The organism is Chryseobacterium wanjuense (assembly GCF_900111495.1).
Taxonomy (GTDB): Bacteria; Bacteroidota; Bacteroidia; order Flavobacteriales; family Weeksellaceae; genus Chryseobacterium; species Chryseobacterium wanjuense.
This window is the reverse complement of sequence record NZ_FOIU01000005.1, coordinates 89,107-101,840: the sequence shown is the minus strand read 5'-3', so window position 1 is coordinate 101,840 and position 12,734 is coordinate 89,107. Positions and strand designations below refer to the sequence as shown.

Below are 12,734 nucleotides of genomic sequence, written 5' to 3'. Positions count from 1 at the left end.
AAAATGAAAAAGATAAGTACATTATTCAAAAAAGATATAAATAATTTAGGAAGAGTTATTAACGAAATTAATCCTGAAAATAAATGGGTTTTTGGTGGAGAAGCTGTTGCTACACAAAAGTTTGATGGTTCTGCATGTGCAGTAATCAATGGGAAATTATACAAAAGATACGATGCCAAGAAGGGAAAAATAGCTCCAGATGGTGCAATTCCGTGTCAGGAAGCTGATCTTATTACCGGTCATCATCCGCATTGGGTAGCTTGTGATATTGATAAAAAAGAAGATAAATATTTTTGGGAAGGTTTCGCTGCTTTGGCTGAATTGGGCAAAGTGGAAGACGGAACGTATGAACTTATTGGTGAGAAAATACAAGGAAATCCTGAAAATATAGAAGGTCATTTATTGGTAAAACATGGAGAAAATATTCTTAGTTTAGAAAGTTTAGATTTTGAATTTATCAAAAACTTTTTGAGTAATCCTGAGAATAATATGGAAGGTATTGTTTTCCATCATACCTCTGATAATCGTATGTGTAAGATCAGAAAGTCTGATTTTGGTGTGCGCAGAAAACTGGTAAAAGAACTTATTGTTTAAAATAGAGATTAAGTTTCGGTAATTTATTTTATCGAAACTTTTTTATGTGTAAAATAAAACCATAAAATTTTCGATTAAGTTTGTCATTCCGTAGGAATCTAGGCAATATTTGTGGAAAAATTAATTTAAAAATTGAGGTTTAGATTTCTCCTGAATACAAACAGAGAAAATGATTTTGTGGTTCATAAAAAATTAAAAAAAATGTTACAAGCAGAAATAAAAAGTCTTTTAAAAGAAGACATAAGCATATTAATAAAAGTCCCAAATTCAGCAAAGCATTATTTATGTGATTGCGGTGAAGCAAGTTTATTGACGGTGAAAGAAGTTCAATCCGTTTCGGCGGTGTTCATCAGTCATACTCACATTGATCATTTTTCAAATTTTGATGGAATTTTCAGACATCAGATTGGAAGCGGAGAAAAAATTGTGATTTGCGGACCGAAAAATATTCATCAGCAGATTGAAGCCAGATTAAAATCTTACACTTGGAATTTAATTGATGAAAATGCGATTGTATATGAGATTAGAGAAATCGTTTCAAGAGAAGAAATTAATGTTTATAAAATTCATCCGCCACATTGGAATCTTGAATTGATAAAAACACAAAATTTCCTTTTTGAAAATGAATATGTGAATGTTGACTTTGCCATTCTCGATCATAAAACAGATTCCATTGCTTATCTGTTCAAGGAAAAAGATTCAGTGACTTTTAATGAGAATGCTTCTGAATTTAAAAAAGGAAAATGGATCAGCGAATTAAAAACAGCTTTTGAAAATAACGATTCCGATAAAGAAATTCAGATTGAAGAAACAGTGTATAGAGCTTCAGCTTTTTTTCATTTATTGACTAGAAATACAGGATACAAATTAGGTGTAATTATGGATCATGCCGTTTGTGAAGACAATTATGAAAAAATAAAAACGGTTTTCAAAGGGGCAGATCTGGTTTACATCGAAACATTTTACAAAGATGAAGATCAGGAATTTGCGAAGATCAATTATCATAGTTTTGCGTCTGCATCCGGAAAAGTCATGAATGAATGTGAAGTGAAAGAGGCAATTCCGATTCACTTTTCACGAAGATATGTAGAAAGTGATCAACTGGAAATTGAAACGGCTTTTTATAAAGCGTTTCAAGGAAATTGATTAAAAATATTTATTAAACTAAAATTGCAATTTTAAACAGTTAGTTTGTCTTTCTGACGAAGGAAGAATCTCGCATAAGGATTTTAGAGATTCTTCACTACACTTCGTTCCATTCAGAATGACAGTGAGAACGTTCAAATTTTGTAGTTAAAAATGAACAATAAAAAAAATGAAACCCAATATATTTTTCACAGCAGACCATCATTTTGGTCACGAAAATATTATAAAATTCTCTGAAAGACCTTTTGAGTCTTTGGATCATATGAATGAAGAACTCATTAAAAGATGGAATGAGAAAATCGGAGTTAGTGACACGGTCTACCATTTAGGAGATTTAAGTTTAGGAAAACCGGATTTTACCAAAGAAATTCTGGATCAATTAAACGGAAATATCCATTTGATAAAAGGTAATCACGAAGGTGCAGCGCTGACTTACCCAAAACGATTTGATTCCATTCGAGATTACCACGAATTAAGAATTGATGAACCGGAAAATAGTAATGGCAAACAGAAAATCATTCTTTTTCATTACGCCATGCGTACCTGGAATGGCTCACATCGTGGGATTTGGCAGCTTTACGGACATTCCCACGGAACATTGCCGGATGATGAAATGGCTTTAAGCATCGATGTTGGAGTAGACTGTCATAATTTTTACCCAATTTCTTACGAGGAAGTGAAAGAGATCATGAAAAAGAAAAAATGGACGCCGCCATTTGCACCGAGAAATTAGTATGATGGAAGCTGGATGCTAGAAGCAGGAAGTTTTTGCAGTGTGTAATTCACTCCCAACCTCCAACTTCGAGCTTCCATTCTTTAAATTAAAAAAACATGAAAACAACAAACGAAATATTAATCGTCGATTTGGAAGCCACGTGTTGGGAAAACGACAGAATCCCGCCTGGTCAAAAAACCGATATTATAGAAATAGGAATTTGCGAATTAAACAGAACAACCAAAGCAATTTCCAGGAAACAAAGCATTTATGTCATTCCTGAAAGGTCTAAAATCAACAAATTTTGTACAGATCTCACCGGAATTACTCCACAATTAATTGAAGAAAAAGGAATATATTTCGAAGAAGCCTGCGAAAAAATCAGGGATGAATATGATTCAGCCTTACTTACCTGGGCCGGTTTTGGAAACTTCGATAAAGAGCAGATCATGGAACAATGTGATTGGTTTGGAATCGAAAATCCTTTTTCGGAAAATTATATCAATGTGATGCATCAATTCAAAAATTATAACGGACTTCATAAAATGATGGGCTTAAAACGAGCCCTGAAGTTCCTGAATATGAATTTTGAAGGAAATCATCACAGCGGAGCAGACGATGCTTACAACGCTGCCAAAATTTTAAGGAAGATTTTGGAGTAATTATTTGGTAAGGAAGATGGATGATGGAAGCGGGAAGTTTTTGCAGTGTGTAAATTACTTCCAGCCTCCAACTCCCAGCTTCCATCCTTTTAACAATTAAATATTCAACAATGAAAACAACAGACAACATATTAATTATAGACCTCGAAGCCACGTGTTGGAATGACCGCCCGCCGAGAGGCCAGGAAAGTGAAATTGTAGAAATCGGAGTTTGTATTATGGATGCAAAAACCGGTAAAATTTCGCAAAATGAGGGGATTTTAGTGAAACCTCAATTTTCAAAAGTGAGCCCGTTTTGTACGGAACTGACTTCCATTACCCAACAAATGCTTGATGATGAAGGTATTTTATTCGAAGATGCATTGGATATTCTGAGAGCGGAATACGATTCTGAAGACCTGACTTGGGCAAGTTATGGAAACTATGATTTGAATATGCTTCAAAACCAGGCAAGAAGATTCAATCTGGATTATCCTTTGAGTGATGATCATATCAATGTGAAAACTTTGTTCGGGGAACTACACCCGACTGTTCGCAAAAGTGTGGGCATGGCAAGAGCTTTGGGCGAGCTGAATCTCACGCTCGAAGGTACACATCACAGAGGTGTGGATGATGCGAAGAATATTGCGAAAATTTTGCATTGGTGTCTTCAGAAACTATCTACGTAAAGTCTTTTCTGTAACCAATGATTATGTTACAAAATACCGCAATAAGGTTACAAAGCCGGGGACAATGATAACGATTTTTGTATCTGAAATTTAAACAGATATAAAATGAAAAAAGTATTAATTACAGGAGCCAATAAAGGAATTGGTTTGGAGATGGCAAGACAGTTATCCCAAAAAGGATATTATGTTTTTATAGGAAGCCGCAATCTTAAATCTGGTCTGGATGCTGTAGAATTACTTACATCCGAAGGTCTTGTAAATATTGAAGCAATACAGCTGGATGTCACAGATCAGGAATCAATAAATGCAGCACGCAATGAAATCGGTAATAAAACAGATATGCTGGATATATTGATAAATAATGCAGGTATTAACGGGATAGAATTTCAAGGAGATATTCCGTTGATGCACACTGCACTCGGTACGGGTGTTGATAAATTTAAAGAAGTATATGATGTAAATGTATTTGGTGTCATTAGAACAACGCAGGCATTTATTGATCTGCTTCAGAAATCGCCGACACCAAGAATTGTAAATGTAAGCTCAAGCCAGGGGTCACTTACCTTGCACAGCGACCCTGAATACAAATATTATCATGCAAAAGGTGCTGTGTATCAGTCTTCAAAATCTGCATTAAATATGTATACTATTGCATTGGCTTATGAGCTGCGTAACACAGATTTTAAGGTAAACGCTGTGAGTCCACCGTCTACTGCTACAGACTTTAATCATCACCTTGGAACGGGAAGCGTAGAGGTAGCTGCAGAACATATTCTTCGTTATGCACTCATTGATAATGACGGGCCAACAGGTAAGTTTTTCTGCCCCGATAATAATCCTGAGACAGGAGAAATTCCTTGGTAATCAATATTTTTAATTATATTTATGATATGAAGGAAGCCAATACTCCTTACCATTATAATTCCTTGTCAGAAGTGCATCGGCTACTTGGGCTTCCCAAACCGTTGCACCCACTGATAAGCCTTATTAATAATACTGCCAATACATTGCCGACAGGTCACCTGCCGGCTATTCGTACATCTGTTTTTTATAAAATATCTTTGAAATTTAATCTGACAGGTAAGTTAAAATATGGCAGGCAGTACTATGACTTCGATGAAGGCGGAATGTTTTTTGTTTCTCCCCATCAGGTAACTGCAGATAGTGACCATAATGGTGATCATTCAGGATATACTCTCATTGTTCATCCTGATTTTTTATTAACGTACCCGCTTGCCTCAAAAATTAAGCAATATGGTTTTTTTTCTTATTCGGCAAATGAGGCACTGCATCTTTCCGCTAAGGAAAAGGAAACGATAATCACTCTTTTTAAAAACATTGAAGAAGAACTGAATGAAAGATTCGATGATATGACCCAGGATGTCATCATTTCCCAGATCGAATCACTTCTAAACTACAGCAACCGCTTTTACAGACGCCAGTTTATTACCCGAAAGGCTGTTAATGCCGATTTACTGTTAAAAACCGAAATCCTTCTCGATGAATATTTTAATACAGAAAAAAGTCTGTTTAAAGGAGTGCCTACAGTTCAGTATCTGGCAGATCATCTTAATCTATCACCAAGTTATTTAAGTGATATGCTGAGAAGCCTTACGGGGCAAAATGCGCAACAACACATTCAGAATCGCCTTATAGATAAGGCGAAGGAAAGATTGTCAACCACCCATTTGTCGGTAAGCGAGATCGCGTATGAACTTGGGTTTGAACATTCGCAATCGTTCAGCAGGCTGTTTAAAAGCAAAACAAAATTAAGTCCGGTAGAGTTCAGACAATTGTTTACCTAACGGTTTGAGAATTTTTCAATTGAGATTTGCTAATGTAAGGCGAAAAATAGATGTTTATGCTCTTGCTTTCTCCAGCCATTCTTCATAAGAAAGCACACCCAATTCCGGTTTTCCTTCTCCTTCCAATATCGAGATAAATTCCAGCTGATTTCCGTCGGGATCATTAAAATAAATTGCCAAAGCCGGCATCCAGGCGAAAACCATAGGTTTTTCAATTCCGTCTTTCAAAAAATTGTATGGTTTTAAATTTTTATTTTTCAGAAACTCAACGGAATTGTTCAGTATATCTTCTTTATCAGCTGTAAAAGCAAAATGTCTGGTCTGCAAATTTTCTCTCTGTTCCCATAGACCCAGCATTGATTCCTTATTTTTTCCGATCCATAAAAATGCAATTCTACGGCTTTCTTCTTTATGGGCTAATTCCAGTCCTAAAACTTTAGTATAGAATTCTACAGCTTTTTCCAGATTACTTACCTGAATGTGAGTTTCATATAATCCTTTAATCATAGTTTTAATTTTAATCAAAACAAAACTAGGAAAGAGATTTCCAAAAATTCCAAACTCTTAATTCCTTTATGTAAAATGAATGATAGATAGATTTTATTTTGGTTGATGGTGGTTTGTTGCTGGTTGCTGGTTGCTAGTTATCGGTTGCTTGTTGCCTATGTTAAACCTCCTGATTGCCATTCTGAATGAAGGAACACGTAATGAAGAATCTATTATAACAATCAAATATTTTCACAAATATCAAAAAACAAAAATTAGTGCCTTTAGTGCAAAAATTCGTGTTTATATAAAAAAAAATAACTACGCAAAAACACTGCGCATCAATGTTCTTACTTTGCATCATCAAAATGAAACAACACTAAAATTTTGAAAAAAAGATTTTAGTCAAAATATCAGGTAGGTCATGTTGAGTGTTTCTGTATAGCACCATTGCAGAAAAATTTGGCGAGAGACATTATTGATTCTGTTCAGCTTGGCTTGAAGGTTTAGAGATTTTCCAAAAAATCTCACCACTCTATCGGTTGAAGGTTCGAGTCCTTCTATCTCTCAAAAGGGGATATAGTTCAATAGGTAGAACAATAGATTTTTGCGAGGGTTCGACTCCCTCTCTCGTTGCGCACGGGATAGCTCAGTTGGTTAGAGCACTACACTTTCACTGTAGTTGGAAAATAGACTAAAAATCTATTTTTTTTAAGCGAGTTTGAATATCTCATAAAAAATATTCACCATGGAAAAGTCCGGGATTTTTTCAGTTGTTGAATCACATTTTGAAAAAGCCTGAAAGAAAGATGTTTTCCGAAAATGAAATCGAGATGAAGAATCAATTATTACTGATTGTTTTTTCTAAGGAAAACGGTTTTCCGCGTGAGCGATGGTAATGGATATCCTTTTTTGCAAAAAAAAGATAGAAGTGAACGTAGCGACCCGAGTTGCTGGTTTAGCAAGGTGAGGGACACGCCCAAAATCTCAAAACTTAGAAATTGAATTTGAAAATATTTTTTCCGAACTCAATGAATTTTTCCGAACTCCTTTCTTCCGCCATTTTCAGAAGAAAAGATTCTGGGATTTTCCTTTTTTAGTTAAAATTAATAATCCTTATAAATATAAAAACGATGTTAAAAAATGTACAAATTAATGCTTATCAGACAGGTTTGGTTTTCAAAAACGGAAACTTAATTGAAATTTTAAAAGAGGGTAAACACTGGATTTACGGAAATAAATCCGTAGAGGTATATGATATGAAGTCTTTGTTTAAGGCTAATTCTGATGATCTTACTCTTTTATTGAAAAATGAAAACCTGAAATCAATGCTAGAAGTCGTTGAAGTAAAAGACGGTGAAATCGTATTGGTTTTTGAAAACGGAATTTTCAAAGAAGTACTGAATGTTGGTCAATATGCTTTCTGGAAAGGAATTCTAAACAGAGACTTTCAAAAAATGGATTTAACCAAAGTTGAAATTACAGAGAAAATTTCCAAAACAATTCTTGAAAATATGAAGTTGAAAAATTTCACAAGAAAGTTTGTGGTGACGAATCAATATAAAGGATTATTGTTAATTGACGGAAAATTGACAAAGGTTCTAGAAGCCGGAACCTATTATTTCTGGAACAATGAAATTTCTGTCGAGGTAAAAGCCATCGATGTGCGTATGCAGCAAATGGAAATTGCCGGTCAGGAACTTTTAACAAAGGATAAGGCGATGCTTCGTATCAATTTCTATGTGCGTTTTCAGGTGGAAAACATCGAAAAAGCGTTGATGGAAAATAAAGAATATGACAAGCAATTATATATTCTGATGCAGCTGGCTTTGCGTGAATTCGTGGGAGCTTTGACATTGGATGAATTGCTGTTGAAAAAAGATTCTGTAGGAAAAGAAATCCTTGAAAATCTTGGAAATAAGGCAGAGGAATTGGGCTTAAAAGCTTCCGACGCAGGAATCCGTGATGTGATTTTAACGGGTGAAATGAAAGAAATCATGAACCAGGTTTTGATTGCCGAGAAAAAAGCTCAGGCCAACAGCATCATGCGTCGCGAAGAAACCGCTTCTACCAGAAGTTTGCTGAACACAGCCAAATTAATGGAAGAAAACGAAGTCCTTTGGAAGCTGAAAGAAATGGAATACATGGAGAAAATCGCCGACAAAATTGGAGATATCACCGTTTCCGGAAACAGCAATATCGTTTCTCAGCTGAAAGAGATTTTTGCAAAATAGAAACTAATAATCATTTACTATAAAAAGTGGGTTTCTGTAACAAGAAACCTGCTTTACAATCAGCCTTGTAGCTTAAAAGGAAAAGCCTGCGGCAAAATATTACTTACCGTAGAGTTTGCGGATATTCCGGTTAGACCTGCGCGGACTAATGGGTAGAGTTTACAGATGCACCGAAATCGTTTAGGGAAAGTAGGGAAGCGTATTTACAGCCGCAATGCCGATAGGGAATGTGAGTTCGAATCTCATCAAGGCTACAAAATAAAGACGAGTGTAAATTTTATGCTTGTTTTATCCGGACTGTCGTTCCGAATGAAGCAACGCGTAATAAAGAATCTATTATAAGCAATCACACAATTTATTACAAAAATTCGTGTCATTAGTGTTAAAAAAAACAACTACGCAAAAACACTGCGCATCACTGCTCTTACTTTGCATCAGAAATCAGTGAGGAAGTGATAATCTTCCAACATGTTTAACAATAAAACAGTAACCATGAAATTTAATTTTTTAAGAAAAGAAAAAAGAGTAGTCCTGAACTACGAAGGTGCAAAAGCTTACACGATGACACCTGCAGAAGAATTATACAGTGCTGTTGTTACAACAGGATTATCCAATACCAACTATGAAAAAGGAGCTGACAGACTGGCGAGAATCCAGACTCTGATTCAGAAAAACGACCCTGAATTTGTGGCAAAACTGGCGGTGTATGCTAGAAAAGATATGTACCTGCGTTCGATTCCTTTGGTATTGACGACCGAATTGGCAAAGCAAACATCAGGAACAGACCTGGTAAGCAAAACCGTGGACGGAGTCATCCAAAGAGCTGACGAAATCACCGAATTGCTGGCTTATTACCAGTTGGCCAATGAAAGAACGGAAACTAAAAAGTTGAACAAACTTTCAAAACAGATTCAAAAAGGTCTGGTAAAATCATTCAATAAATTTGATGAGTACCAGTTCGCGAAATACAACAGAAAAGCGGAAGTAACCTTGAAAGATGCCTTGTTTTTGGTTCACCCAAAAGCAAAAGATGAAAATCAACAGGCTATTTTCAATAAAATTGTAAACGATTCGTTAGAAACGCCTTACACATGGGAAGTTGAACTTTCCATGTTGGGACAGGCAAAATTTTTCAATGAAGCAGAAAAAAAAATTGCTTTCAAAAATAAATGGGAAGAACTGATTTTCAGCAACAAATTGGGTTATATGGCAACATTGCGAAATCTCAGAAATATTCTGGAAGCCAACGTCTCCTCAGATGCGATTTACAAGGTGTGCAGCTATTTGTCAGATGAAAAGGCGGTGAGAAATTCGAAGCAATTGCCATTCAGATTTTTGGCGGCGTATAGAGAATTGAAAGCGATCGATTCAAAATATCTGTCATCAATTTTGGAAGCATTGGAAGATGCGGTATTGGTGAGCGCAAAAAACATCAAAGGTTTTGGCTTCGAGACTTCGGTGGTGATTGCGGCAGACGTTTCCGGGTCGATGCAGCAGCCGGTTTCTCCGAAATCTAAGGTTTTGTTGTACGATATCGGTTTGTTGATGTCGATGATGTTGCAGTCACAGTGCAAAAATGTGATTTCAGGTATGTTTGGTGACCGTTGGAAGAGAGTTCCGATGCCTAAAAACGGTATCTTGAGAAACGTTGATGCGTTTTATAAAAGAGAAGGTGAAGTTGGTTATTCCACAAACGGTTATCTGGTGATCGAAGATCTTTTGAACAGAAGTGAAAAGGTAGATAAAGTAATGCTGTTCACCGATACACAGCTATGGAATAGCAATGGAGATAGAAATTCTTTTGAAAGCTCATGGAATCAATACAAACGTTTCAACCCCAATGCAAAATTGTATATTTTTGATTTGGCAGGTTACGGAAAACAACCATTGGATATCAAAAAGAATGATGTATACCTTATCGCAGGTTGGTCCGACAAAATTTTCGATGTACTGAATGCTTTGGAAGACCGAAAATCAGCGATTGAAATGATTAACAAAGTAGTACTGTAAAAGGCACTGCTTTTAAAAATAAAACTAATAACCAATTTTTTTAAGAGCTATTTCCCGCTTTCCACTATATCTTTTTCTTTTTTGAGAAAAAAGAAAAAGGATGCCGTTGCAATCGGGGCTAGGAAAAAACAAACTGCAGAAATGGAAAATAAATATAAAAAAGTAGCAGATTTTGAGTTTAGCGAAATAAATATTGGTTTAGAGGAAACTGAATTTATAAAGGAATATTCTAAATTAATCTTTAATGGTTTTTTCTTTATCAAAACAATTGAGAGTAATCAGGAGGAATTTAGAAATTATCTTAATTCCATTCATAAACCGTTAGAAGATTTTGATATTAATATTCCTTTTCAGTCTGCAACTTCTGATGCAAAAGATTTTATTTATCATCTTATAAATAATGAAACTTTAAGAAGGATAAGTCTCTACTTCTATGAAGATAGCGATTTTTTCACAATAGCCACACAATATACTTCATTGGAAAATTTTAGAAAATTACCCATAGCAGAAATGAATAAATTGAAGCTACAAAGATATTTGTTTGAGATTGCAAAAGAGGGAAGTGTATACGAAGAATGGAAATCTTCAGATAGATTGACAAGTAAAATGATCAATGATTTTCTAGTGAAATTGTTTCAAAACGATAATTATAGAATATTCAACATTGGAGATTGGAGTGGCTATGATATGGGCTTTTATATATGTTTTTTATTAATTGATTTAGATAAGGCCCAGATTACTTTCTTTGCAAAAGATGATTATGATTAATAAAACAAACCGATGCCGTAAGAAAAGAAATCCTTCGACTTCCAATTGACATAGAGTCTTTTCGCTATATTGCTCGGTTTATATTAACCAATGTCGTTACCATAAGAGTTCCATCGATCAAATTTAAAACTTGAACAACATAAAAAACTCCTATAACTTGTTACTTGGTTTTTTAAATTTAAAAATAATTTCAACTGCGTAAAAAGAATGCGTACTAACACAATAATTTTGCAACAACAAAAAACAATAACCATAAAAACTCAAAAAAGTAAGTGTCGTAAAACAGAATTTCTTCGTTAAGGAGCGGTTATATAGGTTCGAATCCTGTTCCCGAAAATTCTGGATGGCGTAATTGGTAGCGTGCCGCATGCAAAGTCTCTGTTTGATTTTTTACCTTACTTAAAAACAATCGATGCCGTAAGAAAGAGTTCCTTCGAATCCAAATTGAAAAAAAGCCTCTTTCAAATTTTTGCTCGATTTTAAAAACTATAAACATTGAAACGATAAAATAAAAATCAAGTGTCGTCTTAGAATCATACTTCGATATCCAAACATTGTGTCGCAGGTTCGAATCCTGCCTGTTCCACGAGGAAGAGTAGCTCAGTTGGTAGAGCAAATGAACTGAAAAAAGGATTCTATAATTTTACCTTGATTAAAAAATAAAAGAGTGCCGTAGAAAAGGCTTACTTCGAGTCAGAATTTAGATCTCAAAAATCTAAGAAAAGTGCAATTTCCTGAATAACAGTAGGGATCAGGTGCATGTCTGTCTTTTCGCCTTTTGTCTCTTTTTTGCATAAAAATTGAAACAGGTGCCGTAGAATAGTGTTACTTCGCTCATTACGACGGGGTCGCGGGTTCGAGTCCCGCCTTTTCCACAATCAAAACACAAAATTCAAATAGGAAAAGTAGCTCAGTTGGTTAGAGCACGACATTACGCTTTTTGGTTGTAGCCTTGTTTTACATAAAGTGTCGTAAAGAAAAGTTCCATCGTTCACCTTTGGGGAGGAATAGCGAAGTCGGTTACTCCGGCAAGGCTATCCGGTTCGACTCCGGCGAATGAAAAGCCCCGCTTTTGTCCTTTTCTTTTTGTCATTACCTTTATGAAAATAAAAAATCCGATGAAAATGTTTTCATCGGATTTTTAATTGAAAGTATATAAAGAATATTATTTGAAAATGGAGTGTTTTAAGAAAAGGGCAATATTGAAATATTGCCCTTGTTTTAATAAAATTTTTTTTCACATGTGTGTTTGGGTTTTAAATATCAAAAAAAGCTTCCCGGCTTTCGTTGAAATTTAAATTTCATCATTGCTTGTGTTTGTAATTTAAATCTAATATTTTTCAGTTTTTTGAAATAATTTTTATTGTAAATTATACCAGAAAATTTGGGGCGAAACTTATTGATATAATTTTTTAATCATTTGTGTTTAATAAAATATTAATAACGATCGACTGAAAAAAATTACTATGCAAAGAGAAGGTAAATTCATGAAGAAACAAAAAAAAGGATATACTATTTAGATACTGTTTTTTATAATTAATTGATTGTCAGTTATTAATTTTGGTTTTTTTAGTAAGATAAGTTTTAACTAGCGTCTAGTTGAAGTGATTTAAACAATTTTTATTGAAATTGAAATTTTAAATAAA

The 12,734-nt window shown here is 34.8% G+C and carries 11 protein-coding genes; 10 read left to right on the top strand and 1 reads right to left on the bottom strand.

The annotated features are described in order from the left end of the window. Positions 1-3 precede the first annotated feature (3 nt). The 7 genes from BMX24_RS19845 (at position 4) to BMX24_RS19815 (ending at position 5,590) form a co-directional block, all read left to right on the top strand. Entirely contained in the window at positions 4-594 is a 591-nt protein-coding gene (locus BMX24_RS19845; protein WP_089795983.1) for an RNA ligase 1 family protein, read from the top strand. A 201-nt stretch (positions 595-795) separates the two neighbouring features. After that, positions 796-1,740 (top strand): MBL fold metallo-hydrolase, encoded by a 945-nt coding sequence (locus BMX24_RS19840; RefSeq protein WP_089796090.1) that lies wholly within the window; start codon positions 796-798, stop codon positions 1,738-1,740. A 169-nt stretch (positions 1,741-1,909) separates the two neighbouring features. After that, entirely contained in the window at positions 1,910-2,473 is a 564-nt protein-coding gene (locus BMX24_RS19835) for a metallophosphoesterase family protein (protein ID WP_089795980.1), read from the top strand. 98 nt (positions 2,474-2,571) lie between these two features. Next, on the top strand, positions 2,572-3,117 hold the full coding sequence (locus BMX24_RS19830) for a 3'-5' exonuclease (protein WP_089795978.1): 546 nt from the start codon (positions 2,572-2,574) through the stop codon (positions 3,115-3,117). Positions 3,118-3,227: 110 nt separating this feature from the next. Next, a complete protein-coding gene (locus tag BMX24_RS19825; protein WP_089795975.1) occupies positions 3,228-3,785 on the top strand; it encodes a 3'-5' exonuclease in 558 nt (185 codons plus the stop codon). 105 nt (positions 3,786-3,890) lie between these two features. Then, positions 3,891-4,649 (top strand): SDR family oxidoreductase, encoded by a 759-nt coding sequence (locus BMX24_RS19820; protein ID WP_089795973.1) that lies wholly within the window; start codon positions 3,891-3,893, stop codon positions 4,647-4,649. Between the two features lie 26 nt (positions 4,650-4,675). After that, complete coding sequence (locus BMX24_RS19815) at positions 4,676-5,590, top strand: helix-turn-helix domain-containing protein (RefSeq protein ID WP_089796088.1); 915 nt, start codon at positions 4,676-4,678, stop codon at positions 5,588-5,590. 54 nt (positions 5,591-5,644) lie between these two features. Here the strand turns inward: BMX24_RS19815 and BMX24_RS19810 are convergent, their stop codons facing one another. Continuing rightward, positions 5,645-6,097: a VOC family protein gene (locus tag BMX24_RS19810; RefSeq protein ID WP_089795972.1), complete on the bottom strand. Its 453-nt coding sequence runs from the start codon at positions 6,095-6,097 to the stop codon at positions 5,645-5,647. A gap of 1,112 nt (positions 6,098-7,209) precedes the next feature. Here BMX24_RS19810 and BMX24_RS19800 point away from each other — a divergent pair. From BMX24_RS19800 to BMX24_RS19790, 3 genes are all read left to right on the top strand, one after another. Beyond that, a complete protein-coding gene (locus tag BMX24_RS19800; RefSeq protein ID WP_089795968.1) occupies positions 7,210-8,310 on the top strand; it encodes a slipin family protein in 1,101 nt (366 codons plus the stop codon). Between the two features lie 492 nt (positions 8,311-8,802). Then, positions 8,803-10,320 (top strand): TROVE domain-containing protein, encoded by a 1,518-nt coding sequence (locus BMX24_RS19795; protein WP_089796086.1) that lies wholly within the window; start codon positions 8,803-8,805, stop codon positions 10,318-10,320. 81 nt (positions 10,321-10,401) lie between these two features. Further along, positions 10,402-11,088 (top strand): hypothetical protein, encoded by a 687-nt coding sequence (locus BMX24_RS19790; RefSeq protein ID WP_089795966.1) that lies wholly within the window; start codon positions 10,402-10,404, stop codon positions 11,086-11,088. Positions 11,089-12,734: the final 1,646 nt, after the last annotated feature.

Bases quoted from the DNA above. Each gene is read 5' to 3' on its own strand.
- BMX24_RS19845 (WP_089795983.1), top strand. From the start codon at position 4: ATGAAAAAGATAAGTACATTATTCAAAAAAGATATAAATAATTTAGGA.
- BMX24_RS19840 (WP_089796090.1), top strand. From the start codon at position 796: ATGTTACAAGCAGAAATAAAAAGTCTTTTAAAAGAAGACATAAGCATA.
- BMX24_RS19835 (WP_089795980.1), top strand. From the start codon at position 1,910: ATGAAACCCAATATATTTTTCACAGCAGACCATCATTTTGGTCACGAA.
- BMX24_RS19830 (WP_089795978.1), top strand. From the start codon at position 2,572: ATGAAAACAACAAACGAAATATTAATCGTCGATTTGGAAGCCACGTGT.
- BMX24_RS19825 (WP_089795975.1), top strand. From the start codon at position 3,228: ATGAAAACAACAGACAACATATTAATTATAGACCTCGAAGCCACGTGT.
- BMX24_RS19820 (WP_089795973.1), top strand. From the start codon at position 3,891: ATGAAAAAAGTATTAATTACAGGAGCCAATAAAGGAATTGGTTTGGAG.
- BMX24_RS19815 (WP_089796088.1), top strand. From the start codon at position 4,676: ATGAAGGAAGCCAATACTCCTTACCATTATAATTCCTTGTCAGAAGTG.
- BMX24_RS19810 (WP_089795972.1), bottom strand. From the start codon at position 6,097: ATGATTAAAGGATTATATGAAACTCACATTCAGGTAAGTAATCTGGAA.
- BMX24_RS19800 (WP_089795968.1), top strand. From the start codon at position 7,210: ATGTTAAAAAATGTACAAATTAATGCTTATCAGACAGGTTTGGTTTTC.
- BMX24_RS19795 (WP_089796086.1), top strand. From the start codon at position 8,803: ATGAAATTTAATTTTTTAAGAAAAGAAAAAAGAGTAGTCCTGAACTAC.